Annotated in this window: 23 protein-coding genes; 11 read left to right on the top strand and 12 right to left on the bottom strand. The window is 73.3% G+C overall.

The window, feature by feature from the left end:
• Positions 1-6: 6 nt before the first annotated feature.
• Positions 7-2,496, top strand: a complete 2,490-nt coding sequence (locus tag HD595_RS45810) for an FUSC family protein (protein ID WP_301309511.1) — start codon at positions 7-9, stop codon at positions 2,494-2,496.
• On the opposite strand, the gene serB is transcribed toward HD595_RS45810, so the two are convergent.
• The 3 genes from serB to HD595_RS14965 all read right to left on the bottom strand — a co-directional run bounded on the left by serB (position 2,486) and on the right by HD595_RS14965 (position 5,873).
• Positions 2,486-3,703: a phosphoserine phosphatase SerB gene (gene serB, locus HD595_RS14975; RefSeq protein ID WP_253769442.1), complete on the bottom strand. Its 1,218-nt coding sequence runs from the start codon at positions 3,701-3,703 to the stop codon at positions 2,486-2,488. The two genes, HD595_RS45810 and serB, sit on opposite strands and share 11 nt — an antisense overlap.
• Positions 3,704-3,778: 75 nt before the next feature.
• A complete protein-coding gene (locus tag HD595_RS14970) occupies positions 3,779-4,789 on the bottom strand; it encodes an S-adenosylmethionine:tRNA ribosyltransferase-isomerase (protein ID WP_253769441.1) in 1,011 nt (336 codons plus the stop codon).
• 427 nt (positions 4,790-5,216) lie between these two features.
• Positions 5,217-5,873 carry an SDR family NAD(P)-dependent oxidoreductase gene (locus tag HD595_RS14965; protein ID WP_253769439.1) on the bottom strand — a complete coding sequence of 219 codons (657 nt, stop codon included), beginning with the start codon at positions 5,871-5,873 and terminating at the stop codon, positions 5,217-5,219.
• Between the two features lie 123 nt (positions 5,874-5,996).
• Between HD595_RS14965 and HD595_RS14960 the strand changes: the two genes are divergently transcribed.
• Complete coding sequence (locus HD595_RS14960) at positions 5,997-7,112, top strand: GAF domain-containing sensor histidine kinase (protein ID WP_253769437.1); 1,116 nt, start codon at positions 5,997-5,999, stop codon at positions 7,110-7,112.
• The gene (locus HD595_RS14955) at positions 7,109-7,747 is read left to right on the top strand and encodes a response regulator (protein WP_253769435.1); all 639 of its coding nucleotides are present in this window, start codon (positions 7,109-7,111) and stop codon (positions 7,745-7,747) included. Before HD595_RS14960 ends, HD595_RS14955 begins: the two co-directional genes overlap by 4 nt.
• Positions 7,748-7,814: 67 nt before the next feature.
• Here HD595_RS14955 and HD595_RS14950 read toward each other — a convergent pair whose 3' ends face one another.
• The gene (locus tag HD595_RS14950; RefSeq protein ID WP_253781170.1) at positions 7,815-8,507 is read right to left on the bottom strand and encodes a hypothetical protein; all 693 of its coding nucleotides are present in this window, start codon (positions 8,505-8,507) and stop codon (positions 7,815-7,817) included.
• A gap of 99 nt (positions 8,508-8,606) precedes the next feature.
• On the opposite strand from HD595_RS14950, the gene HD595_RS14945 reads away from it, so the two are divergent.
• From HD595_RS14945 to HD595_RS14935, 3 genes are all read left to right on the top strand, one after another.
• Positions 8,607-9,395: an ABC transporter ATP-binding protein gene (locus HD595_RS14945; RefSeq protein ID WP_253769433.1), complete on the top strand. Its 789-nt coding sequence runs from the start codon at positions 8,607-8,609 to the stop codon at positions 9,393-9,395.
• Between the two features lie 108 nt (positions 9,396-9,503).
• Positions 9,504-10,256, top strand: a complete 753-nt coding sequence (locus HD595_RS14940) for a sulfite exporter TauE/SafE family protein (protein ID WP_301310308.1) — start codon at positions 9,504-9,506, stop codon at positions 10,254-10,256.
• 30 nt (positions 10,257-10,286) lie between these two features.
• Entirely contained in the window at positions 10,287-10,544 is a 258-nt protein-coding gene (locus tag HD595_RS14935; RefSeq protein ID WP_175604263.1) for a hypothetical protein, read from the top strand.
• A 29-nt stretch (positions 10,545-10,573) separates the two neighbouring features.
• Here HD595_RS14935 and HD595_RS14930 read toward each other — a convergent pair whose 3' ends face one another.
• The 7 genes from HD595_RS14930 to HD595_RS14900 all read right to left on the bottom strand — a co-directional run bounded on the left by HD595_RS14930 (position 10,574) and on the right by HD595_RS14900 (position 16,547).
• Entirely contained in the window at positions 10,574-11,413 is an 840-nt protein-coding gene (locus HD595_RS14930) for an NAD(P)H-binding protein (RefSeq protein WP_253769429.1), read from the bottom strand.
• A 29-nt stretch (positions 11,414-11,442) separates the two neighbouring features.
• Positions 11,443-12,321 carry a Rieske (2Fe-2S) protein gene (locus HD595_RS14925; protein WP_253769427.1) on the bottom strand — a complete coding sequence of 293 codons (879 nt, stop codon included), beginning with the start codon at positions 12,319-12,321 and terminating at the stop codon, positions 11,443-11,445.
• A 63-nt stretch (positions 12,322-12,384) separates the two neighbouring features.
• Positions 12,385-12,996: an HD domain-containing protein gene (locus HD595_RS14920; protein WP_253769425.1), complete on the bottom strand. Its 612-nt coding sequence runs from the start codon at positions 12,994-12,996 to the stop codon at positions 12,385-12,387.
• Between the two features lies 1 nt (position 12,997).
• Positions 12,998-15,184 carry a molybdopterin-dependent oxidoreductase gene (locus HD595_RS14915; RefSeq protein WP_253769423.1) on the bottom strand — a complete coding sequence of 729 codons (2,187 nt, stop codon included), beginning with the start codon at positions 15,182-15,184 and terminating at the stop codon, positions 12,998-13,000.
• A 147-nt stretch (positions 15,185-15,331) separates the two neighbouring features.
• Positions 15,332-15,985, bottom strand: coding sequence for a hypothetical protein (locus HD595_RS14910; RefSeq protein ID WP_253769421.1), 654 nt, complete (start codon positions 15,983-15,985; stop codon positions 15,332-15,334).
• Complete coding sequence (locus tag HD595_RS14905) at positions 15,982-16,197, bottom strand: hypothetical protein (RefSeq protein WP_253769420.1); 216 nt, start codon at positions 16,195-16,197, stop codon at positions 15,982-15,984. Before HD595_RS14905 ends, HD595_RS14910 begins: the two co-directional genes overlap by 4 nt.
• Before the next feature lie 203 nt (positions 16,198-16,400).
• Positions 16,401-16,547: a hypothetical protein gene (locus HD595_RS14900; protein WP_253769418.1), complete on the bottom strand. Its 147-nt coding sequence runs from the start codon at positions 16,545-16,547 to the stop codon at positions 16,401-16,403.
• Positions 16,548-16,840: 293 nt separating this feature from the next.
• Between HD595_RS14900 and HD595_RS14895 the strand changes: the two genes are divergently transcribed.
• The gene (locus HD595_RS14895) at positions 16,841-17,704 is read left to right on the top strand and encodes a helix-turn-helix domain-containing protein (RefSeq protein WP_308211146.1); all 864 of its coding nucleotides are present in this window, start codon (positions 16,841-16,843) and stop codon (positions 17,702-17,704) included.
• A gap of 53 nt (positions 17,705-17,757) precedes the next feature.
• On the top strand, positions 17,758-17,982 hold the full coding sequence (locus tag HD595_RS14890) for a DUF397 domain-containing protein (RefSeq protein WP_253769413.1): 225 nt from the start codon (positions 17,758-17,760) through the stop codon (positions 17,980-17,982).
• Between the two features lie 123 nt (positions 17,983-18,105).
• Here HD595_RS14890 and HD595_RS14885 read toward each other — a convergent pair whose 3' ends face one another.
• The gene (locus HD595_RS14885; protein ID WP_253769411.1) at positions 18,106-19,521 is read right to left on the bottom strand and encodes an MFS transporter; all 1,416 of its coding nucleotides are present in this window, start codon (positions 19,519-19,521) and stop codon (positions 18,106-18,108) included.
• Between the two features lie 101 nt (positions 19,522-19,622).
• Between HD595_RS14885 and HD595_RS14880 the strand changes: the two genes are divergently transcribed.
• The 3 genes from HD595_RS14880 (at position 19,623) to HD595_RS14870 (ending at position 23,577) form a co-directional block, all read left to right on the top strand.
• The gene (locus tag HD595_RS14880; RefSeq protein WP_253769409.1) at positions 19,623-20,465 is read left to right on the top strand and encodes a helix-turn-helix transcriptional regulator; all 843 of its coding nucleotides are present in this window, start codon (positions 19,623-19,625) and stop codon (positions 20,463-20,465) included.
• A 113-nt stretch (positions 20,466-20,578) separates the two neighbouring features.
• Positions 20,579-21,670, top strand: a complete 1,092-nt coding sequence (locus tag HD595_RS14875) for a CapA family protein (RefSeq protein ID WP_253769407.1) — start codon at positions 20,579-20,581, stop codon at positions 21,668-21,670.
• Between the two features lie 116 nt (positions 21,671-21,786).
• On the top strand, positions 21,787-23,577 hold the full coding sequence (locus HD595_RS14870; RefSeq protein WP_253769405.1) for an SDR family oxidoreductase: 1,791 nt from the start codon (positions 21,787-21,789) through the stop codon (positions 23,575-23,577).
• Positions 23,578-23,588: the final 11 nt, after the last annotated feature.

Below are 23,588 nucleotides of genomic sequence, written 5' to 3'. Positions count from 1 at the left end.
GAACGCATGCGGGGGGCCGCCAGAGCGTTGCGCGCGGGGTTCGCGCTGCCGGCGCGGCCTCCGTGGGGGTATGGGCTGCTCTGCGGGGCGGCCGTGTCGGGTCCGCTGTTCGCGGGGGTGTCGGCCGGGGTGCCGCACGGGGGCGCGTTCGTGGCACTCGGGGCGTATTTGACGGCGTTCGGCGACATGTACGGCAAGCCGTACGCGCAACGCGCCTGGGCCCTGGTCGTCAAGCTGGTGCTGGTGCCGTCGGGGATGGCGCTGGGGATGCTGCTCGCGCCGTATCCGTGGTGGGCGGCCGTGGTGATCGGCCTGGTGGCGGCGGCGGCCCGGTGGCGGATCGTCGGGACGCCGCCCGCGATCGCGGCGGTCCTGGGGTTCTACCTGCACGGGCCGGTCGGGCCGTCGGGGCCGCTGGAGATGGCGTTGGGCGCGGTGTGGTTCTCCGTTCTCGCGCTGGCGCCGTGGCCGGTGCGACGGCTGGACCCGCTGCACGAGACGCTGAGCGGGGCGCGGGAGTCGCTGGCGTCGATGCTCGACGGCGTCGACCTGGACGACGAGGGGTGGGGGAAGCGGCGGGAGCGCGCCTCGAAGGCGCTGGAGGCGGCGGGTACGGCGTCGGCCGCCTTCCACTCCGGTGAGGACAACACCCGCTCGGCCGACGCCTACGTGCGGACGCTCGTCCGGGTCTTCGTGGAGACCATCACCTTGCGCGGGCTGCGCGCGCAGGCGGCGGAGGAGGACCGCCGCCGGGGTGACCACGTCACGCGGGGGCTGGGTGAGGGCGATCGGCGAGGGGGAACGCCGCCTCTGCGGGATGGACATGGCGGTGGTGGGGATGAGGTCGCGCCAGCTTTGGGGGATCGGGGTGACCTTGGAGGGCATGAAGTTGGGTCACCTCTGAGGGATGGGGCTGGCCGTGGTGGGGATGAGGTCGCGCTGTCTCTGCCTGGTCGGGATCTTCGCGGTGGGGATGAGGTCACGCCGCCGCTGAGTGATCGGGATCGCCGCGCGGGTGACGACGTCGTACGGGCGCTGGCGGTCGGGGATCGCTGCGGGATCGACGCGGTCGTACGGGCCCTGACCGTGGCGCTGCGCACGAAGGCGCCGGAGGACGTGGAGGCGGCGCTGGCCGCGGCGGCGGCCTTCGGGGAGTACGTGGGGGAGCAGCGGGCCAGGGTCGGCGCCGATCCGGCGTCGCTGCGGCGGATGGCCGTGCTGGGGCAGGTGCGGCGCTGCCTCGACCGGATCGTGGTGGGGGTGCGCGGGGTCGGGGTGTTCGCGGCGCGGGGGATCCGGGTGCCGGTCGTAGTGCCGCGGGCCTGGCGGCCGGTGGTGTGGCGGCCGTTCTGGCGGGGCGGACACGGCTGGTGGCGGTCGGCGCGCCTGCGGAGGGCGTGGCGGCGGGCGGTCCATGCGCCCCGGCGGGCGTGGCGGGCGGTGTTGCAGGCCGGTGGCGCGGCGGAGCATGTGGGACGGCTGGGCATCACCGTGACCGTGGCGATGATGCTCATGATCGGCACGCACGAGGTGTACGGCAAGTGGTTCGTGATCACGGTGATGCTGGCGCCGCGGTCGACGTACGGCGACACCGTGGAGCGCGTGGTGCTGCGGGTGGCGGGCACGGTGCTCGGCGCGGCGGTGGCCGCGGTGATCCTGGCGGCCGTCCCCGGGCCGTACACGATCGCCGCGACCGTGCTCGGGTTCGCCACGGTGGGGTACGCGGTGCGCGAGGTGAGCTACGGCTACTGGATGGTGTTCGCGACGCCGCTGGCCATGATGCTCGCCGACTTCTCCACCCCGCTCGACTGGCGGGCGGCCGGGGCCCGGGTGCTGCTGACGGTCGAAGGCGGCCTGCTGGCGCTGGCGGCGGCGCGGCTGTTGTGGCCGCGCAGCGAGGGGGGACGGGTGCGTACCCGTACCGCCGAACTGCTGGAGCAGCACGGGACGCTGGTCGGCGCCGTGGCCGAGCGGGATCTCGACGCCGTGCTCGCGCACGCGGACGCGGCGGGGCAGGCCGCCGACGCGCTCACCGCGTCCCTGGACAAGCTGGGCAAGGAGCCGGGCGGACAGGTGCCGAAGGAGCTGCGGGAGGCCGTCACGGCGGCCCGGAGGCTGCGGGACGACGCGCTGGCGGTGGCGTCCGTGCTGCGCGGCTCGGAGGTGGGCTCCGACGCCACGGTCGCCGTGCTGGACGCGGTGGCGGACCGGCTGGCGGCCGTGGCCGAGACCGTGCGCAGCGGCGAGCCCCCTCCGGAGGCCGACGAGCTGGAGGAACGGCTCGCCGAGCTGGCGGGCGAGATCAAGTCGATCATCAAGGAGGCGGTGGCCAGGGAGGCCGCCGTGACGCCTTCCCACGCCGTCGACACCTCGGCGGTGCGCCGTCAGCTTCGGCTGACCGTGACGGCGCACCCCGCGCTGCGTTCCCTGTGCTCCGACGCCCTCGAACTGGCCCGCGAGGCCGCCGCCCCCCTGGGCCGCCGGGTCAGCGGGTGAGCGCGGTGTCCTCGGCGTCGGCCGCCTCGACCTCGTCCCGGGAGATGCCGAGCAGGTAGAGGATCGAGTCGAGGTACGGCGTGTTGACGGTCGTGTCGGCCGCCTGCCGCAGCACCGGCTTGGCGTTGAAGGCGATGCCGAGCCCGGCGGCGGCGATCATGTCGAGGTCGTTGGCGCCGTCGCCGATGGCCACGGTCTGGCTGATCGGCAGGCCCGCCTCCCTGGCGAACCGTTCGAGCGCCCGCGCCTTGCCCGGCCGGTCGACGATCTCGCCCGCGACCCGGCCGGTGAGCCGCCCGTCGATGATCTCCAGGACGTTGGCCGCGGAGTAGTCGATGCCGAGGTCCTCGACGAGCGCGTCGGTGATCTGGGTGAAGCCGCCGCTGACGATGGCGAAGCGGTAGTCGAGCCGCTTGAGCGTGCGGACGAGGGTGCGCGCGCCGGGCGTGAGCACGACCTCCTGGCGCACCCGCTCCAGCACGTCGGCCGGCAGCCCTTCGAGCAGGGCGACCCGGCGGCGCAGCGACTCGGCGAAGTCCAGCTCGCCCCGCATGGCCTCCTCGGTGACCCGGGCGACCTCGTCCAGGCAGCCGGCGTGCGCCGCGAGCAGCTCGATGACCTCGCCCTGGATGAGCGTCGAGTCGACGTCCATGACGACGAGCCGCTTGGCCCGCCGGGACAGGCCGGTGCGCTGCACGGCCACGTCCACGTGCTGGGCCGCCGCCTCGGCGGCGAGCTGGACGCGCAGCGCGTCGGGGTCGGCCCCGGAGACGGACAGCTCGATGCAGGTGACGGGCCACTGGGCGAGGCGCTCGATGCGGTCGATGTTGGCGCCCGCGGCGGCGATGCGGCCGGCGATGCCGGCGATGGCGGCGGGCTGGAGGGTGGCGCCGAGGACGCTGACCGACAGCCGGCCGCGGCGGCGCTTCTCCTTGGCCAGGGAGCCGGTGGAGAGCTCCACCTCCATGCCGAGGTCCTCGGCCACGCGCTCCACGGAGGTCCACAGGGCCCCGAGGGTGGTGCCCGTGCCGGTGGACGGGCCGCCGGCATAGGCGACGAGCACGCCGAGGGTGAGCCGCCCCCGGATGACGACCTGCTCGATGTCGGAGACGGTCACCGGGAAGCCCGACAGGACGGAGAAGAGCCGGGAGGTGACGCCGGGCCGGTCAGGGCCGTTGAGAGTGATCAGGAGGGTCCGCTGGTCCACATCCAGTCACGCTACTGTGCCGCGCGGGGTGGGCGCGGACCAGGGGTGGGTGTTCACGGCCTGGATCACCGGTGTTCACCCGGCCAGCAGCAGGTGGGAGTCGCCGAACTCGTGCCACAGGTATCCCTCGTCCAGCGCCGCCTCGTACGCCCGGGCCAGGGCCGTCCGCCCGGCGACGGCGGTCAGCATCATGAGGTGGCTGGAGCGCGGCTCGTGCAGTCCCGTGAGCAGGCCGGTGACGACGCGCACGCCGTCGTCGGGGGTGACGACGCGGCTGGTCCAGCCCGCCGACTCCGTGACCCGGCCGCCGGCGTCCACCGCGGTCTCCAGGGCGCGGACGACGGTGGTGCCGGCCGCGACGACCCGCCCACCATCGCGCCGGGTGAGGTTCACCAGCCGCGCGGTCGGGGCCGGGACCTCGTACCGTTCGGCGTAGGGCGGCTCGTCCTTCTCGGGTGAGGCGACGCCGGTGTGCAGGGTGATGGGCGCGATCCGCACGCCGCGCGCCACCAGCGCCGTCACGAGCTCGGCGCTGAACGGCCGGCTGGCGCTGGGCATCTCGGCGCTGCCCGGCACGGTGGCGAACACGGTCTGGTAGGCGTCGATCGGCCAGTCCGCGGCCACGTACGAGTAGCGGATCGGCGTGCCGTGCCGGCGCAGGTACGCCTCCACCTCCCGGTCGAGCCGAGCTCGCCACAGCCGGGGCGTCTCCCGGCCGAGCAGCCGCAGCGTGGCCCCTCCGGGCAGCGGCAGCCACTCGCCGGGCTCCCCTCCCGCGTACGGCTCGGAGGCGGTGCTCGTACGGCGGCGCAGCTCGACCAGCCAGGTGCCGTCCTCGCGCGCGGTGGAGAAGTGGACGGCGAGCCGGTCGAGGCGGACGGCGGCGGGCAGCGTGGCCGAGTTGTTGACCACGACGAGGTCGCCGGGCGCGAGGAGCGAGGGCAGGTCGGTGAACCGGTGGTGGGCGGGCTCGTCGTCGCCGCGCGAGACGAGCAGGCGCACCCCGTCGCGGGCCAGGCCCCTGGCCTCGGGCGGCTCGTGCGCGGACAGCGCGTCGGGGAGGGCGAAGTCCAGGGTCGCGGTCATCGGGGCTCGCCTCTCCGGTCGGGGGTCGTGGTCGCTGGGGGCTCGTCTCTCCGGTCGGGGGTCGTGGTCGCTGGGGGCTCGTCTCTCCGGTCGGGGGTCGTGGTCGCTGGGGGCTCGTCTCTCCGGTCGGGGGTCGTGGTCGCTGGGGGCTCGTCTCTCCGGTCGGGGGTCGTGGTCGCTGGGGGCTCGTCTCTCCGGTCGGGGGTCGTGGTCGCTGGGGGCTCGTCTCTCCGGTCGGGGGTCGTGGTCGCTGGGGGCTCGTCTCTCCGGTCGGGGGTCGTGGTCGCTGGGGGCTCGTCTCTCCGGTCGGGGGTCGTGGTCGCTGGGGGCTCGTCTCTCCGGTCGGGGGTCGTGGTCGCTGGGGGCTCGTCTCTCCGGTCGGGGGTCGTGGTCGGTGGTGGCTCGCCTCTCGGGTCACGGGTCGTGGTCATTGGAGGCTCACCCTTCCGCTGGCGGGGCGGGACCGGACCAGGTCGCGCAGCGCGGCGGCGACCTTGGCCGGGTCGGTGGCGCCGCCGGCCTCCTGCTCGCCCACGGCGTCGGCGAGCATGCGGGTGTTCATCTCGCCGGGGTCCACCCACCAGACGGCCAGGCCGGGCTCCTCGGCGGCCAGCACGTTGGACAGCTGCTCCAGCGCGGCCTTGGTGGCTCCGTAGCCGCCCCAGCCGGGGTAGGCGCCCGTGGCGGCGTCGGAGGTGACGTTGACGACCGCCCCGCCGCGGCGACGCAGGGCGGGCAGCGTGGCCTGGACGAGCGCGAGCGGCGCGGTGACGTTGGTCTCCAGCAGCAGCTTGAACGCCTCCAGCGGGTACGAGGCGAGCGGCGGCAACGGCGTCGCCCCGAGCCCGCCGGCGTTGTTGACCAGCAGGTCCAGCTCCGGCACGGCCAGCGACAGCCGCTCGACGTGCGCCGGGTCGGTCACGTCGCCGGCGACGGCGGTGGCGCCCAGCTCGGCGGCGACCCGGTCGAGGTCGTCCCGGCCGCGCGCGGTGAGCACGAGGTCCCAGCCGGCCTCCGCCAGCGACCGGGCCAGGGCCAGGCCGAGGCCGCGGGAGGCGCCGGTGATCAGTGCGGTGTTCGTCATGTCTCGACGGTAGGAACGCGGTGCCCGTACGGCATCGGGCCGGGGACCTGTCCGGGTCTGGGCACTTCGTCCTAGGACCTCGGCGGGAGGGAACGGGGCGGGCGGAACCCTAGAGTGGGTCCCGTGACGTCGGACCGTGAGGAGATCCTGCAGGCCGTGAGCGGCGCCGTGCTCGCGGTCACCCGGCACCTGTCGGTGCGCGAGGTGCTCCAGGTGATCGTCCGTTCGGCGCAGCGGCTGCTCGACGCCCGCTACGCCGCGCTCGGGGTGCCCGACGAGGACGGCTCGTTCGGGGAGTTCGTCGCCGAGGGGCTGACCGACCGGCAGTGGGACGCGATCGGGCCGCTGCCGCGCCAGCACGGCATGCTCGGCGCGATGCTGCGCGACGGGGCCCCGGTGCGGCTGCCCGACCTGCGTGAGGACCCGCGCTTCGAGTGGTGGCCGAAGGCGCACCCGGTGATGAAGGACTTCCTCGGCGTGCCGATCCGCGACGGCGACGAGGTGCTCGGCATCATCTTCCTGGCCAACAAGCGCACGCAGGGCGGTTTCACGGCGGCCGACGAGGAGCTGCTGACGCTGTTCGCGGCGCACGCGGCGATCGCGCTGACCAACGCCCGGCTGTACGAGCGCGGCCGCGAGCTGGCCATGCTGGAGGAGCGCAACCGGATGGCGCGGGAGCTGCACGACGCGGTGACGCAGAAGCTGTTCTCGCTGCGGCTGACGGCCCAGGCCGCCGCGACCATGCTGGACAAGGCGCCGGACCGGGCGGCGGCCGAGCTGGAGCGCGTGCAGCGGCTGGCCGGCGAGGCGCTGGCCGAGCTGCGCGCGGTGATCGTCGAGCTGCGCCCGGCCGAGCTGGACCGCCACGGCCTGGCCGAGACGCTGCGCAAGCACGTACGCATGCTGGACCGGCTGCACCCGGCGCGCGTGGTGTTCGACTGCGACGAGCCGCCGCCGCTCGACTCCGCCGTGGAGGTGGCGCTGCTCAGAGTGGCGCAGGAGGCGCTGCACAACGCGCTGCGCCACTCGGGCGCCTCCGAGGTGGCGGTACGGCTGCGTCACGCGGGCGGCAAGCTGTCCCTGTCGGTGTCCGACGACGGCGGCGGCTTCGAGCAGGGCGGCTCGCGCGGCCTCGGCCTGGTGTCGATGCGGGAGCGTGCGGAGTCGGTGGGCGGGGTGATGACCGTGGACTCGGCGCCGGACCGGGGGACGACGGTCCGCGTGGAGGTGGGCGTGTGATCCGGGTGCTGATCGCCGACGATCATCCGGTGGTGCGGCAGGGGTTGCGCACGTTCCTCGACCTCCAGGACGACATCACGGTCGTGGGCGAGGCCGGCGACGGTGAGCGGGCCGTCGAGCTGGCCGCGGAGCTGGTCCCCGACGTGGTGCTGCTCGACCTGCGGATGCCGGTGCTCGACGGGCTGGGCGCGCTGGAGCGGCTGTCCGGCTCGCCGGCCCGGGTGCTGGTGCTCACGTCGGTGAGCGACCGGTCGGACGTCGCGCCGGCGATGCGGGCGGGCGCGGCCGGGTTCCTCTACAAGGACGTGGACCCGTCGGCGCTGGCGCAGGCCGTGCGGGCGGTCCACGGCGGCCAGGTGCTGCTCGCGCCGGAGGCGGCCGAGGCGATGCTGAGCGCGGGCGCGGACGCCCACGCGGGCGGCGGGGGAGGCGTGCCGGGGCCGGCGCCGCTGACCGAGCGGGAGCGCGAGGTGCTCGCACTGATCGCGGCGGGCCGCTCCAACAGGGAGATCGCGCGGAGCCTCGCCGTGGCCGAGAAGACGGTCAAGACCCACGTGTCGAACGTGCTGATGAAGCTCGGCGTCCAGGACCGCACCCAGGCCGCCCTGTACGCGGTGCGCCACGGCCTGGCCTGACCCCTGCCCGGGGCAAGCACGGCCCGGTCTGCTCCTGCGCAGGGACCCCCGCCAGGAGCGAGCGGCGTCAGGGCCGGTCGGGGGACGGCTCCAGGATGGCGTGGCAGCAGGCCACGAGCGCCCGCCGGATCGCGCGGTCCAGGTCGCGGAGGGCGGCGTCGCGGGCGGTGACCTGCCCCGAGGTGAGCCCGCGCTCCCCGGCGAGCTGCACCACCGTGGCCAGCCTGGCCGCGAGCGCGGCGACGCGGTGCGCCCGCGCCGGGTAGCCCGGCGCCAGCTCCCCTCCCCTGGCGCCCAGCCGGTCGGGCCGGACGGGCGCGGGGCCGTCGACCCCGGCGAGCGCCTCGGTGGCGTCGCGCATCGCGTCGGTCAGCTCCCGGTCGGCCTCGGCCACCGACGGCAGGTCGTGCCGTACGGGCCCCGCCTCGTGCGCCGACATGCGCACGCCCACGTACGACGAGCCGCGCCGGTCGACGAAGGGCACCAGCCCGAGGCGCCGCTCGGACAGCACCGCGATGACCGCCTGGCGGGCCTCGACGGCCGCGGCGTTGAACTCGGGCGGACCGGACAGCCCGAGCGGGTCGCCGGGCGCGGGCAGCGCCAGCCGGAACTCGCTCAGCCCGTCGCCGCGCAGGTCGGCCAGGTGCCGGCGCAGCGGGACGTCGCCCACGACGGTGGGGCCGCCGGCGCTCTCGACCCGGTCGGCGACCTCGTCGAGGCCGACGTGACCGGCGAGCCAGGCGTTGCCCCAGGCGACCATGACCCGGCAGACAGGCGATTCAGGGTGCACCGGTCCACGATATGCGCTCGCCCTGCAATAGGTTTGTCCCGAGCGTTCTCCTAAAGGAGGGATCCGGGGATGGGTGGTCAGGTGCTGCGGCTCCAGGACGTCGTCGTCAGGCGCGACGGAGCGGCCCTGCTGCGCGGCATCGACTGGACGGTCAACGAGGACGAACGATGGGTCGTCATCGGGCCGAACGGCGCGGGCAAGACCACGTTGCTGCAGGTGGCGGCCACGCTCCTGTTCCCGACCGAGGGCGTGGTCGAGGTGCTGGGCGAGCGGCTCGGCCAGACCGACGTCTTCGATCTGCGGCCGCGGATCGGGCTGGCCAGCTCCGCGCTGGCCGAGCGCATCCCGCCGGAGGAGAAGGTCATCGACCTGGTGCTCACGGCCTCGTACGGGATCATGGGCCGCTGGACGGAGGAGTACGACTCCAACGACGTGACCCGGGCCGTCGAGCTGATCGACATGCTGGGGGCGGCGCACCTGATCCGCCGCCGGTTCGGCACGCTGTCGGAGGGCGAGCGCAAGCGGGTGCAGATCGCCCGCGCGCTGATGCCCGACCCGGAGATGCTGCTGCTCGACGAGCCCGCCGCGGGCCTCGACCTGGGCGGCCGCGAAGACCTGGTGCGCCGGCTGTCGGTGCTGGCCCACGACCACCGCTCGCCCACGCTGGCGCTGGTCACGCACCACGTCGAGGAGGTGCCGGCCGGGTTCACGCACGGGCTGCTGCTGCGCAACGGCTCGGTGGTGGCGCAGGGGGCGCTCGACGACGTGATGACGGCCGACAACCTGTCGCAGACGTTCGGTGTGCCGCTGACGCTCGACCGCAGCGCGGGGGGCCGCTGGTACGCGCGCGCCTTCTGACCGCGCCCGCTGAGCACGGGGCCTGGCACCCCCCGCGCGCTCTGAGCGCGGGACCTGCCACCCCCCGCGCCTTCGCGCGGGGGCGGGCCCTTTAGGCTCGGGCGGGTGATGTTCTGGGAAGGGGTCGCGGTCTGCGCGGCCGGTGTCGCGGCGGGAGCCATCAACGCGGTCGTCGGATCCGGGTCGCTGATCACCTTCCCGACCCTGGTCGCCGTGGGCGTCGATCCGGTCGTCGCCAACGTGTCCAACAACATCGGCCTGGTGCCGGGCTCCTTCACCGGCGCCTACGGCTACCGCGAGGAGCTCAAGGGCCAGCGCGAGCGGCTGCTGCGGCTGGCCCCGGCCTCCTGCCTCGGCTCGCTCATCGGCGGGATCCTGCTGCTGTTCCTCGACCCGGACGTGTTCCAGGTCGTGGTGCCGGTGCTCATCGGGCTGGCGTGCGTGCTGGTCGTGGTCCAGCCCAAGCTCAACGGCTGGCTGGCGGCGCGCCGCGAGCATCCCCACCCCCACGGCGGGATCGCGCTCTGGCTGGGCGTGTTCGCCGCGGGCGTGTACGGGGGCTACTTCGGCGCGGCGCAGGGCGTGCTGCTGATCGGCCTGCTCGGCAGCTTCCTCGACGACGGCATCCAGCGGGTGAACGCCGCCAAGAACGTGCTGTCGCTGATCGTCAACGCCACCGCGGCCGTGCTGTTCTTCTTCGTCGCCCACGTCGACTGGTGGGCGGTGCTGGCGGTCGCGCTGGGCGCCACGGCCGGCGGTTTCCTGGGGGCCAGGGTCGGGCGGCGGATCCCCGCTCCGGTGCTGCGCGGGATCATCGTGGTGGTGGGGATCGCCGCGATTGTCAAACTGGTGTACGGGTAATTTCCCCGCTTTTTGGGCATAAATCCGTACATGAAGGGTGATCGGGTGGAGATCGTCATCGATGCGGGGGGAACCCCGCGCACCTACGAAGTGGTCGCCACCCGCGCGGGCCGCCGCGTCGAGGTGGCCACGCGCCGGGGCCTGGTCGAGGTCAGCGAGGTCACCCGCGGCGGCACGGCCGTACGGACCGCGCGGTTCATGTCCAGCCGCATCCTCGCCCTGGTGGAGCACCCCGCCGACGAGAACTCCGCGCGGCGCTACGCCGGGGACGGCGAGGGCGAGGACTGACGGCTTGGTCGGCGGAAGCCGACGAAGGGTCAGCGGAAGTCGGCGGCGTGGTCCTCCGCCCACTGGCGGAACGTCAGCGCCGGCCGGCCCAGCAGCCGCTCCACCGTGTCGGTGACCTTCTCCGGCGCCGTCACGAACGACTCCCACCCGCGCAGCGCCGACTCCACGAAGCCGGGGTCGCCCCACGCGCGGGTCAGCACCTCGCGCGCCTCCTCCGGCGGCATGTCCTCCCAGCGCACCTCCCGCCCGACCACCTCGCCGATGACGCGCACCTGCTCGGCCTGCGTCAGCCGCTCCGGCCCGGTGATCACGTACGCCGCCCCGGTGTGGCCGCCGGAGGTGAGCACGTGCGTCGCGACCGCCGCGATGTCCTTCTCGTGGATGAGCGAGCGGGAGGCCGTCCCGAACGGCCAGCGCACCACGCCCTGCCGGATCTGGTCGGCCCAGCCGAGCGTGTTGACGGCGAAGCCGCCGGGCCGCAGGAACGTCCAGTTCACGCCGGTGCGCCTGATGAGCCGTTCGATCCGCTGGTGGAAGATCGACGGCTCGTCGTCGTCACCGGCGCCGGGCACGTCCGCCGACAGGTAGACCACGCGGCGGGCGTGCTTGGCGATCGCCTCCACCACGGGCTCGGCCGTCTCGGCGGCGAAACCGGGCCAGACCAGGAAGACGGCGTCCACGTCGCGCAGCGCCGGCTCCAGCGTCTCGGGGGCGGTCAGGTCGCCCGCCACCACCTGGACGTTCTCCGGGAGCCTGGCCCGGGACGGGTCGCGCACCAGCGCGCGGACCGGGATGCCGGCCTGCGCGAGCTGGGAGACGACGTGTTTGCCGACGTTGCCGGTCGCACCGGTCACAAGGATGTCGCTCATGGCTACGACCGTAGAACCTCAAGCAAGGTTCAGATCAAGCCCGGTCTCACCTGGATCGTGCCGTCCTTGCGCACCCGCGCCTCGAAGGCCGGAGCGGGGGCCGTGGCCGGGCCGTGCCTGACGGAGCCGTCCTCCAGCCGGAACGTGCTGCCGTGCCAGGGGCAGACCACGCAGACCTCGCCGTTCTCCGAGACCAGCCGGCCCTGGTGGAGCGGGCCCGCCAGGTGGGGGCAGCGGTCGGCGAGCACGGTGACGGCCTCGCCCCGCCGCAGCACGAAGAGCTGGATGTAGCCGAGCCGGCGCGCGACCGGCCGGCCGTCGGGCAGGTCGCTGAGCCGGCACAGGTCGTGCCAGCCGAGCGGCACCAGGTGGGCCACCTGCGGCGCGTGGTTGGCGCCGGCCGCCTGCCGGTAGGCCATGTGGCCGCCCAGGTAGGCGCCGAGGCTGCCCACGCCGAGCCCGGTCCACGTCAGGACGCGCCCGACGCGTTCGCGGCCGGCCATGCGGGTCGCCAGGGAGGCGGTGAACAAGCCGAGGGCCGCCACGTTCGCCAGCATGTGGACGAACCCGACGCGCTGCTGCTCGCGGTGCAGCGAGGACCAGTCGGTCAGGCCGGCGGCGGCCGTGGGGATCGCGTTGCCGATGCCGACGGCGAGCAGCAGCCGGGCGGCCCGGCGGTCGATGGTCGTGAGGTCGAGTATGCCGGCCGAGGTCCAGCAGCCCAGGCTCACCATCGTCATCGGCGGGTGCAGGGGTTTGCCCAGCGGGACGCCGTGGAGCACGTCCCGCAGCAGGCCCGGCCGGATCCTGTCGCGCACGGCCTTGGCCAGCCCCTGGATGGACTTGTCCATGGCCTTGGACTTCTCGAGCCGGTCGGCCAGGTCCAGCGGTCCCCCCAAAACACGCATCTGCCTACGTCTCGGTCGTACTATCTCTTTCACGACAAGTCCCCTACCCCAGGGGTGAGGGCATCACTCGGACAGGTGACCTCTCGCGACGGACAGCTCGACCAGCTCCATGGCGTACGCGCCCAGCGACGGCGAGCCCTCCTCGATGAGCCGTACCTTCTCCTTGACCTGCGACGCCGTCACCCGGAACAGCGGCCACGTGCCGCCCTCGGTGTTGTGGTTGGCCAGGATCGGCGCGAAGCGGTCCAGCGCCTTGGCGAACCTCGCCTCGGGCGTCTCCCGCGCCTCGAACTCCTCCCACAGCTCCCGCATCGACGCCGCCTGGTCGGCCGGCAGCAGCGCGAAGATCCGCTCGGCGGCGGTCCGCTCGGCCTGGGCCTGCGCGGCCACCGCCACCGGGTCGTAGATGAAGGTGTCGCCCGCGTCGATCTCCACGAGGTCGTGCACCAGGAGCATGGCGATCACCCGTTGGATGTCGGCGCCCGGTGGGGCGTGCTCGGCGAACACGAGGGCCAGCATGCCTACGTACCAGGAGTGCTCGGCGTCGTTCTCCCGCCGCGAACCGTCCATCAGCAGGTTGCGGCGGATGACCCGCTTCAACTTGTCGATCTCGACGGCGAAGGCGATCTGGGCGGTCAGGCGGTCCTCTTCTGGTGCGATAGTCACGCGCGACACCTTAATGTGCGGTGATCACCCCAGATGGCAAAATCGTGACCGGCACCCCGTTGAACACGGCATTTCCGGAAGGAAGATCAATCGCCGTTTCGTCCGTGAGGACGTTCGCGCTCACCCCGGCGTGCTCGGCAGCCACCGCCTGCGCGCTGCCCGCGTGCCCCCAGCCGTGCGGCAGCGAGACCACGCCCGGCATGATCGTGTCGGTCGGCTCCAGCGGCACCGTGAGCTCGCCCCGGGCCGAGCGCACCACGGCCGTGCCGTCCAGCCCGAGCCGGGACACGTCCGCCGGGTTGATCTGCAGCGTGCAGGTGTTGCTCCCGCCCACCAGCGGCGCCACGTTGTGCATCCAGCTGTTGTTCGAGCGCAGGTGGCGGCGGCCGATCAGCACGATCTCCGGCGGCTCCTCCTCCAGCCGGCCGCGCAGCCGCTCGACGTCCTCCAGGAGCTGCGGCGGGGCCAGCTCCACCATGCCGGACGCGGTCCTGAGCACCTCGGGCAGGCGGGGCTCCAGCGGCCCGAGGTCCAGCCCGTGGGGGTGGTCGAGCAGCTTGCGCAGCGACAGGTCGCCCTTGCCGGCCCACACCCCGTACGGGCCGAGCCGCAGCATCAGGTCCAGCCGGCGCTCCGCGCCCGTCTCGCCGTCCAGCTCGGCCCGCAGCTCGGCCACGTCGCGGCCCTCCACCCCGGACCCCGGCGTCTCCACCGCCCTGGCCAGCATCCCGCCGATGACGAACTCGTCCAGGTCGCCCTCCAGGCCGGAGGCGATCCCGGCGAGCCGCGACAGGATCAGCGCCTCCGACGGCCGGCCGTCCAGCGGCAGCGACGGCGGCGAGTACCGGGCGTAGTTGCGCACCGCCAGGCCGAGCAGCGCGAAGTCGTAGTGGCCCGACTGGAGCACGCGCGGCGGCGGCAGGATGACGTGCGCGTGCCGGGTGGTCTCGTTGAGGTACGGGTCGACGCTCACCATGAAGTCGAGCCCGGCGAAGGCCGCGTCGAGCCGGTCGCCGTGCGGGGCCGACAGCACCGGGTTGCCGGCCACGGTCACCATCAGCCGGATCTGACCCTCGCCCGGTGTCTCGATCTCGTCGGCAAGGGTGGCCACGGGCAGCTCGCCGTTCGCCTCGGGCAGGCCGCGGACCCGGCTGCGCCACCGGCCCACCGTGTACGGCCGGCGCCGCCCGGGCGACTCGGTGGCCGCCTTGGCGAACATGGCGCCGCCCGGCCGGTCGAGGTTGCCGGTCAGCGTGTTGAGCACGTCCACCAGCCACTGGGCCAGCGTGCCGAACTCGGTCGTGCAGGTGCCGATCCGGGCGTACACCGCGGCGGTGGGCGCCGCGGCCAGCTCCCTGGCCAGCCGTACGACGACGTCGGCCGGCACGCCCGTGCGCCGGGCCACCGCCTCGGGCGGGAAGTGCTTGGCCGCCTCGCGCACCTCGTCCAGGCCGCCGACCGGCTGGGCGACCCGCGTCAGGTCCTCGGCGAACAGCGTGTGGACCAGGCCGAACAGCAGGTAGGCGTCGGTGCCGGGCCGGACGAACACGTGCTCGTCGGCCAGCGCGGCCGTACGCGTGCGGCGCGGGTCGACCACCACGAGCCGGCCGCCCCGCGCGCGCAGCGCCTTCAGCCGGCCGGGGAAGTCGGGCGCGGTGCACAGCGAGCCGTTGGACTCCAGCGGGTTGGCGCCCAGCATGAGCAGGAAGTCGGTGCGGTCCAGGTCGGGCACGGGGATGGCCAGCGGGTGGCCGAACATCAGGCCGCTGGCCACGTGCTTCGGCATCTGGTCGGCGGTGCTCGCGGTGAAGACGTTGCGGGTGCCCAGGGCCTTGATGAGCGGCCCGCCGTAGAGGGACCCGGCCATGCTGTGGACGCTCGGATTGCCCAGATAGATGCCGAGCGCCTGCCGGCCGTACGTCGCGACGACCCGGTCGAGGTTGGCCTTGACCAGGTCGAACGCCTCGTCCCAGCCGGCCTCGCGCCACAGGTCGCCCTCGCGGATCAGCGGCCGGCGCAGCCGGTCGGGATCCTCGTCCAGGCGGCCCAGGCTGGCGCCCTTGGGGCAGATGAAGCCCCGGCTGAACGGGTCGTCCTGGTCGCCGCGGACGCGGGTGACGTGCCCGCCCTCGTCCAGCGTCAGGGTCAGGCCGCACACGGCCTCGCACAGGGGACAGGTCCGGTGGACGGTCGTCATCGCCGCTCCTGGGTTCGTGGACTGAACTCATCTTGGCTCGTGCCGACCGGACGGGGAAGCCCCGGAGCCCCCGCGATCTCCGGGGCTTCGGCCAGGGAACGCCCGGCGCGGTGGGCGCTCCCTGGGCTCATGGGACCTTCCGCCGCGTCAGGCGGCGGCCAGGGCCCGTTGACGAGGGAGGAGATCAGGCGGCTCCTCGAGGTCGGCGCGGAGCGCGACCCAGGCCCGTCTGCCGTACAGGCGCTCCAGGCCGGGCGGCAGCGCGCCCGGCAGCTCCTCGCGCCGCACGACCTCGACCACCACGAACTGGGCCCACCGGCGGTGCCGGTAGACGTTCGCGCCGCGCGCCCAGCAGGCCGCGGCGATCTCCTCCGCGTACGCCTCGAACTCCGCGGCGCTGATGCCGGCCCTCGTGAGGATCAGCGCCTTCTCGCCGGTACGCGTCGGCGTGATCCACAGCACCAGCGGAATCCGGCCGGAGCGGGTGTGCATGGTCGTCTCCAGACAGGTCCGCTGGAGGCGGTGGCGGGAGACGACGCACCAGAAGTGCGCCACCGCCCAGTTGCGGCCCGTCCGGGTGACGGCCGGCGCGGAGACCGCCCCGGCCAGCACGGCGTACGGGGTCCAGTGGCCGCCGCGCACCGCGGCCGGCAGCGTGAGCGCGACCAGGCCGAGCAGCGCGAGCAGCAGCAGCTCGGTGCGCCAGCGCCAGAGCCGGGCCGGGAGCCGGCCGCGGCCCGCGGCGGGCAGGTCCTCGTTGGCGGGGTAGATCTGGTTGCGGGGGTTGCGCGGCATGCTCACGACACCTCCTCGGCCACCTTGGCGGGACGCGTGAGCTGGTCGAAGCGCGGGTCACGGTAGACGCGGCAGCCGAACCCGGCGCGGTTCACGGTCCAGCCCCGCCGGTAGGCGAACTCGTCCGGCTCCATGCAGATCTCGCGGTCGGCCCAGGCGATGAGTTCCCGGATCCGGGACTTGATTCGGCTGAGTCCCTTGGTACCTTGTGGGTACATAGAAGACCCCCTTTCGCGGCATTACTCGAGGTGGCTTCTCAAGCCGGACCGCAGGCTGGTGACCGCGTCGTCGCAGGGTGGCAGCCCATGTGCGGCGACCGGTGCCCGGCCTGGGTCCGGCTCTTCGGTGCTCCCCTGACCTGTGCTCGGATGAGCGGCGCTCGTGGCGGACGGCCGGGCGGAGCTGCGTGCGCGGCGTTCTCTCAGACGGTTGCGGGACCCTTTCGGCAAGCGGCCTCCCTGGCGTAGATCTGCGGATCCGGGACGGCGCCGTTGCCGGTGGTGCGGCCCGCGTGGCCGCGCGTGATCGTGCGGGGGGAGCAGTCGGCGCCGGGGCTTGTCGTGGTCATCCCGGCCTCCTCGTACGCTCGATCTCCCTCCTGGCCTTGATGGTCCTCCCGGCATTCCTTGCTTGCAAGAGCTTGCGCAAGAGAAGATTTAGATTTCTTCGCACCTTGCCGAATCAATTGCGGTGCAAGTTGCACGGAAGCGCGCTGTACTGGGGATGTCACGCAGATACGGCGGGATGTTGTGCGGTGACGAATGCAACTTGCAAGGTAAGATTGGGCGAACGGTCCACCCATCTCCGGTTTCCAAACGACACACCCGGTTACACCTTCCTTCCCGACGAGGAGAGTGGACGGTGCCATCGCACCAGGGCAGCCCGACTGTCCGCAGGCTCCGGCTCGGCCAGGAGCTTCGCTTCCTTCGCGAGCGCCAGAAGCTCACCGGGTCCGCGGTGGCCGCGGAGCTCGGCTGGTCGGCCAGCAAGGTGAGCCGCATCGAAGCGTCCAAGACCATGCCCAGCGCCGAGGACGTCGAGTCCATGGCCAAGCTCTACCGCGCGGGCGAGGCGAAGCTTGACGAACTCTTCGGCCTGTTGCGAGACGCTGACCAACCAGGGTGGTGGGAGGATTACCAAAACGTCCTGCCTGAGGAGTACACAAGATTCCTCGGGTTGGAGGCGGAGGCCGAACGCGAGCGCAACTGGGAACCCCAGTTGGTGCCGGGCCTCCTTCAGACTGAGGACTACGCCCGGGAGGTCATCCAGGCGGCTCGTGGCATCATCCGCATCACACACGGTGGTGTCCGCAGCCGGGTCGAGGCGCGTGTGGAACGGCAGCGGGCCGTGCTGCACCGGCCGGATCCGCCCATGCTGAGCTTCATCCTGGACGAGTCCGCCCTGATGCGCAGGTACGGCGAGCCCTCGGTGATGCGGGCTCAGATGGAGCATCTCCTGGAGATGTCCATGCTCCCGCAGGTCAGCGTCCGCGTGCTCGCTCTGGAGGGCTTCCACCCGATCGGCACGGGGGCGTTCATCCATCTCCGCCCGGTGGGGCTCGACGACGTCGTGTACCTGGAACACCTGTACACGGCGCAGTTCGTCGAGGACCGCTGGCGAGTGGCCGGATACGAGACGGCGTACGACGACATCGCCTCACATGCCTTGGACGAGGACGAATCCCGCGTGCTCATCCAGCGCAGGGCGATGCAGTGGCGCCCTTGACACAACGATCTAAGAGGGGGCAAAGGCGCCCTCTCCGCCCATCTGGGGAGAAGATGTTCATCGACACCACCACACTGCCCTGGCGCAAGAGCCGCTCCTGCCAGGGCTCCTCGGGCTGCGTCGAGGTCGCCCCGCTGGCCGACGGCAACGTCGCGCTGCGGGACAGCAAGACCGACGACGGTCCGGTGCTGGTCTTCACGCCGGAGGAGTGGGACGCCTTCACCGCGGGCGTCCGCGGCGGCGAGTTCGACCTGACGGCGCTCGGCGCTGGCAGGTGAACGACGGCTCCGGTGAGTAGGGCCGGGGCCTCCCGCCGCTGAGGTTCCCGGACACGCGAACGGCCCGTGCCCCGTCGAGCGGGGCATGGGCCGTTTCGCGTACGCGACCAGGGGTCCCGGCGGTTACGACACGACGGGGGCCGTGGCGCGGCGTCGTACGAGGAAGAGGGAGCTGATCCCGGCCAGGACGGCCAGGCCCGCGAGCGCGGCCGCCGTGGACATCGAGGCCGAGGCGTGGCCCTGGAGCGAGACGAACAGCGTCCCGACCGTCGAGACCCCGATGACCTGGCCGAGCTGCATGACGGTCAGCAGCGCGCCGCTGGCGTCCGCCGCGTACTCGTCGGCGACCTGCTCGGTCGCCAGGTTCGTGACGGCCACCTGCACGCCGAGCCCGGCGCCGATGAGGGCGCTCATGGCCGCGTACGGCAGGCCGCCCGCCGCCGCGAGGCCGAGGCCGACGTACGCCGGCGCGGCCACCACGTACCCGAACGGCACCAACCGGCACTGCAGCCGCGCGGGCAGGCGCGGCCAGCCCAGGCCGACCAGCGCGAACGCGAGGGCGCACGGCACGAGCATCATGCCGGAGGCCAGCGGCGTCAGGTGCAGCTCGCCCTGGAGGTGCAGGGCCGAGGTGAACAGGAACGCGCCCCAGGTCGCCGGCCCGAACAGCAGGACGCCCAGCCCGGGCCGCATGCCCGGGGCCCGCAGCACCGAGGCGTCGACCAGCGGCCGGCCGCCCCGCGCGGTCACCCAGCGCTCGACCCGGACGAACACCACGAACATCACCACGCTGAGGCCCATGGAGATCCAGCCCCAGAGCGGCCAGCCCAGGTCCCGGCCCAGCACGAGCGGCACCACGAACAGCAGCACGGCCGCCGACAAGGTCACCAGGCCGGCCGGGTCGAGACCGGCGCGCCGGGCGCCGCCGGCGTCGGGCGGCAGCACCTTCATGCCCACGACCAGCAGCAGCAGGGCGATCGGCACCATCACGAGGAACACGATCCGCCAGCCCGCGCCCAGCCCGAGCAGGACGCCGCCGAGCGCCTGGCCGACCACGATGCCGCCGCTGATCACGGCCGACCACAGGCCGAGCGCCCGGCCCCGGGCCGCGCCCTGGTAGTTGCGCTGGATGAGCGTCATCACCTGCGGCATCATCAGCGCCGCGCCGGCGCCCTGGGCCAGCCGGAAGGCGACCAGCCACCCGGTGGAGGGCGCCAGGCCCGAGCCGAGCGTGGTGAGGGCGAACAGGGCAAGACCGCTCAGGAAGGCGTTGCGGTAGCCGAACAGGTCGCCGACCCTGGCGCCGGTGATCAACAGGACGGCGTAGACAATGGTGTAACCGGCCACGATCATCTGCAGCCCCGCGCCGGAGGAGTGCAGGTCCGCCCGGATGGTGGGGGTGGCCACGTTGACGATGTTGACGTTGAGGATGGCCAGGAACTGCCCCACCAGGATGACTGTGAGGAGCAGGCCGCCGGCCCTGGTCCGCTCCGGCTGCTGTACGGCCGGAGTGGAGGGGGAAACGGCTGTTCGGGTCATGATTCCAGGATGGGGGCATTCCGATACCAGTAACGAGAGCCTCTTTATACTGGTACTGGCACCACCTGGATCATCGTTGACCGACGGCCCATAGTGGAGACATGACGATGGCGGGCACCAAGGACACCAAGGAAGCCAAGCGGAGCGACCTCGCGGCGTTCCTGCGCACGCGGCGCGAGCGGATCACGCCCGAGATGGTGCGGCTCGCCCCCGGCCCGCGCAGGCGCACGCCCGGCCTGCGGCGCGAGGAGGTCGCGCAGCTCGCCGGCGTCGGCGTCACCTGGTACACGTGGCTGGAGCAGGGCCGTCCCATCAACGCCAGCGCCCAGGTGCTCGACTCCATCGCCCGCACGCTCCGGCTCGACAACGCCGAGTGGCAGCACCTCTACCGGCTGGCCGGGCACTCCACGGACGTGCCGAACGGCGACACCACGCGCGTCACCCCGCAGCTCCAGGCCATCCTCGACCAGCTCTGCCCGATGCCCGCCTGCCTGGTCAACAGCCGCTCCGACGTGCTCGCCTGGAACTCCGCCTACGCGGCGCTGTTCCCCGAGGTGGTGAGCGCGCCCGACGGCGAGCGCAACACCCTCTGGCAGAGCTGCGTGACCCCCCTGGCCTGCGTGCTGGTCAACCGCGACAAGGAGCTGGCCCGCGCGGTGGCCGTCTTCCGCGGCGCCTACACCCGCCACGCCGACGACCCGTGCTGGCAGGACTTCGTGCGCCGGCTCAGCCGCGAGAGCCCCGAGTTCGCCCGCCTGTGGGCACGCCAGGACGTGGCCGAGCCGGGCCCGCGCGAGAAGACCTTCAAGCACGCCGAGATGGGCAGGCTCCGCTTCAGCACGGCCAGCTTCAGCTCCTCGGCGGCCCCGGAGACCCGGATGATCGTCTACACCCCCGTGGACGACGTCAGCCGCGAGGCCGTCGTCCGGCTCATGTCCCGCTGACCCGGCTCGTGTCCCGCTGACCCCCGTCTTCTCCGTCTGACCGGCGCGCGCCGGTCCGTCGCCCATGGCATGCTCATTGGCTGAATGTCAGGATCAAGCAGAAGTGGCGACAAATGAGACTCCCCCGTCGTGCCGCCGCGGCCGTGGCCGTCGCCGCAGCCCTCACCGCCTCCGCCGCGTGCGCCGCGTCGGAGCCCGACCCCCAGCCGACCGCCCAGCGCAAGAAGGCCCTGGACAAGCCCGCGGCGGCCGACCCCACCCCGACTCGCGAGCGCAGCCCGTTCACCATCTCCTTCGGCGGTGACGTCCACTTCGAGGGAGGGCTGCGTCCCCGGCTCAACAACCCGGGCACCGCGCTCGGGCCGATCGCGTCCGTGCTGCGCAAGGCCGACCTGACCATGGTCAACCTGGAGACGGCCATCACCACGGGCGGCACCCCGGCGCCGGGCAAGCAGTTCACCTTCCGCGCGCCCGCCAGCGCCTTCACCGCGCTCAAGGCCGCCGGGGTGGACGTGGTCTCCATGGCCAACAACCACGGCATGGACTACATGGAGAGCGGCCTGGCCGACTCGCTGGCCGCCATCAAGAAGTCGAAGTTCCCCGTGGTGGGGATCGGGGCGAACGACACCGAGGCGTACCGGCCGTTCCGCAGGGTGGTCAACGGCAACCGCGTGTCGATCATCGGGGCCACGCAGGTGCTCGACGCCGAGTTCGTCACCTCCTGGACGGCCACGCCGAGCAAGGGCGGGCTCGCCTCGGCCAAGAACGAGGACCGCCTGCTGCGGGCCGTGCGGCAGGCGCGCAAGAACTCCGACACCGTGATCGTCCACCTGCACTGGGGCACCGAGATGCAGAAGTGCCCCAACCCGGCGCAGCTCTCGCTGGCCCCCAAGCTGGTCAAGGCGGGCGCGGACGTGGTGGTCGGCGGCCACGCGCACATCCTGCTCGGCGCGGGCTACCTGGACAACTCGTACATCAGCTACGGCCTGGGCAACTTCGTCTTCTACAACTCCAACCCGGCCACGACCGGCCGCACCGGAGTGCTGACCCTCACCATCGACGGCCGCAAGGTGCTCAAGGACCAGTGGACCCCGGCGACCATCCAGGGCGGCGTCCCCGTGCCGATGACCGGCTCCGCGCGGACCCAGGCGGTGGCCGACTGGCGGGCGCTGCGCTCCTGCACGGGCCTGTCCACCAAGCCCTGACGCCCGCCGCCGCCTGTCCGGCTTGTCGCGCCCGGAGCTCCCCTGTCCCGGCGTTTGCCCGCCGTGCCACCGGTGAAGTCCCTTACGTCGGGACCGGCGACGTGGAGGAGGCCGCGATGCGGTGGGTGGAGTCCGGTGACGTGCGGCTGTGGCTCGCGGAGGAGGGCGACCCGGCCCGCCCGACGATCCTGCTCGTCCACGGCTATCCCGACACCCACCGCGTCTGGGACGAGGTGGCCGGGCTGCTGCGCGACCGCTTCCACGTGGTCCGCTACGACGTGCGCGGCGCGGGCCGCTCCACCGAGCCGGCCCACCACGCCGGCTACACCTTCGACCACCTGGCGGGCGACCTGTCGGCGGTGCTCGACGCGATCGGCAAGCCCGCCGTCCACCTCGTCGGCCACGACTGGGGCTCGCTCCAGTGCTGGGACGCGGTGACCAGGCCCGGCATACGCGAACGGGTGGCGTCCCTCACCAGCTTCGGCGGCCCCGGCCTGGCCCAGGCGCACCGGTTCATGCGCGAGGGCAGCCGCGGTGAGGTCGCGGGGCAGCGCGCGCGGTCCTGGTACATCGGCGTCTTCCACGCCCCGCTCCTTCCTGAGACGGCGTGGCGGACGTTCATGCCGGCGATGCTGGAGCGCAGCATGCGGGTGCGCGAGGGCATCGAGCCGCGCCCCGGCCACCCCGCCGACACGCTGGCCCGCGACGGGATCAACGGGCTGTGGATGTACCGCCTCAACATGAGCGCCGGCCTGCGGCCCCGCCACACGGACGAGCGGGGCGACCCGGTGGTGGACGTGCCGGTGCAGCTCATCGAGGCGACCCGTGACCCGTTCGTCTCCCCGGCGCTGCTGGCCTCGCTCGGGCGGTGGGCGCCGAGGTTCTGGCACCGCAGGGTCGTGGCGGGCCACTGGGCGCAGCGCAGCCGGCCGGACGTGGTCGCCAGGATGATCGCCGAGTTCGCGGACCACGTGGACGGCGCCGAGGCGTCACCCGGGCTCCGCCGCGCGCGCCGGGCCCCCGGCTCGTCCGTGGGGCGGGCACCGGAGCCCGGCACGGCGTTCGAGGGGAAGCTGGTGGTGGTCACCGGCGCGGGCAGCGGCATCGGCCGCGCCACCGCGCGGGCCTTCGCCGCCCACGGCGCCGAGGTCGTCTGCGCCGACATCGACGAGGCCGCGGCCGTCCGCACGGTGGAGGGGATCGTCAAGGATCTCGGCGGCTGCGCCGCCCACGCCGAGCAGGTGGACGTCGCCGACGCCGCCCGCATGGAGGACTTCGCCCATCGGGTACGGGCCGAGTACGGCGTGCCGGACATCGTGGTCAACAACGCCGGAACGCTGGTCGCCGGCGCCTTCCTGGACCACTCCGTGGAGGACTGGCGGTGGATGATCGACGTGAACCTGTGGGGCGTGATCCACGGGTGCCGGCTGTTCGCGGCGCAGATGGTCGAACGCGGCGAAGGCGGCCACATCGTCAACATCGCCTCGCTGGCCGCCTTCACCCCCTCGGCGCTGCTGCCCGCGTACTCCACGACCAAGGCGGGCGTGAAGATGCTCAGCGACTGCCTGCGCGCCGAGGTGGCCGGGCAGGGCATCGGCGTCAGCGCGATCTGCCCCGGTTTCGTGTCCACCGGCATCGCCCGCCACGCCACGTACGTGGGCGCCGACCTGCGGGAGGTGTCGGTGGCGGCGCTGGAGCGGCGCGGCTACCCGCCGGAGCGCGTCGCCGCGCACATCCTCCGGGCCGTCCACCGCGACCAGGCCGTCGTCCCGGTCAACGCGGAGGGCAAGCTGGGGTACGCGATGTCGCGCCTGTCGCCGGGCGCCACGCGCGGGATGGCCCGGCTGTCGAAGGCCGCCCTGCGCCTGGGCCGCCCCCGGCCCCGACGGACCGGCGCAGAGCCATGAGAATCTCCGAG

The organism is Nonomuraea roseoviolacea subsp. carminata (assembly GCF_024172185.1).
In the GTDB taxonomy this organism is placed as follows: Bacteria; Actinomycetota; Actinomycetes; order Streptosporangiales; family Streptosporangiaceae; genus Nonomuraea; species Nonomuraea roseoviolacea.
Note: the sequence above shows the minus strand (reverse complement) of the source record. Positions and strands in the feature narration are given on the sequence as shown.

Excerpts from the sequence above, each read along its gene's own strand:
- HD595_RS45810 (WP_301309511.1), top strand. The coding sequence starts at position 7 with ATGCGGGGGGCCGCCAGAGCGTTGCGCGCGGGGTTCGCGCTGCCGGCG.
- HD595_RS14970 (WP_253769441.1), bottom strand. The coding sequence starts at position 4,789 with ATGACCGCGACCCTGGACTTCGCCCTCCCCGACGCGCTGTCCGCGCAC.
- HD595_RS14965 (WP_253769439.1), bottom strand. The coding sequence starts at position 5,873 with ATGACGAACACCGCACTGATCACCGGCGCCTCCCGCGGCCTCGGCCTG.
- HD595_RS14950 (WP_253781170.1), bottom strand. The coding sequence starts at position 8,507 with ATGGTCGCCTGGGGCAACGCCTGGCTCGCCGGTCACGTCGGCCTCGAC.
- HD595_RS14945 (WP_253769433.1), top strand. The coding sequence starts at position 8,607 with ATGGGTGGTCAGGTGCTGCGGCTCCAGGACGTCGTCGTCAGGCGCGAC.
- HD595_RS14940 (WP_301310308.1), top strand. The coding sequence starts at position 9,504 with ATGTTCTGGGAAGGGGTCGCGGTCTGCGCGGCCGGTGTCGCGGCGGGA.
- HD595_RS14935 (WP_175604263.1), top strand. The coding sequence starts at position 10,287 with ATGAAGGGTGATCGGGTGGAGATCGTCATCGATGCGGGGGGAACCCCG.
- HD595_RS14930 (WP_253769429.1), bottom strand. The coding sequence starts at position 11,413 with ATGAGCGACATCCTTGTGACCGGTGCGACCGGCAACGTCGGCAAACAC.
- HD595_RS14925 (WP_253769427.1), bottom strand. The coding sequence starts at position 12,321 with ATGCGTGTTTTGGGGGGACCGCTGGACCTGGCCGACCGGCTCGAGAAG.
- HD595_RS14915 (WP_253769423.1), bottom strand. The coding sequence starts at position 15,184 with ATGACGACCGTCCACCGGACCTGTCCCCTGTGCGAGGCCGTGTGCGGC.
- HD595_RS14905 (WP_253769420.1), bottom strand. The coding sequence starts at position 16,197 with ATGTACCCACAAGGTACCAAGGGACTCAGCCGAATCAAGTCCCGGATC.
- HD595_RS14900 (WP_253769418.1), bottom strand. The coding sequence starts at position 16,547 with ATGACCACGACAAGCCCCGGCGCCGACTGCTCCCCCCGCACGATCACG.
- HD595_RS14890 (WP_253769413.1), top strand. The coding sequence starts at position 17,758 with ATGTTCATCGACACCACCACACTGCCCTGGCGCAAGAGCCGCTCCTGC.
- HD595_RS14885 (WP_253769411.1), bottom strand. The coding sequence starts at position 19,521 with ATGACCCGAACAGCCGTTTCCCCCTCCACTCCGGCCGTACAGCAGCCG.
- HD595_RS14880 (WP_253769409.1), top strand. The coding sequence starts at position 19,623 with ATGACGATGGCGGGCACCAAGGACACCAAGGAAGCCAAGCGGAGCGAC.
- HD595_RS14875 (WP_253769407.1), top strand. The coding sequence starts at position 20,579 with ATGAGACTCCCCCGTCGTGCCGCCGCGGCCGTGGCCGTCGCCGCAGCC.
- HD595_RS14870 (WP_253769405.1), top strand. The coding sequence starts at position 21,787 with ATGCGGTGGGTGGAGTCCGGTGACGTGCGGCTGTGGCTCGCGGAGGAG.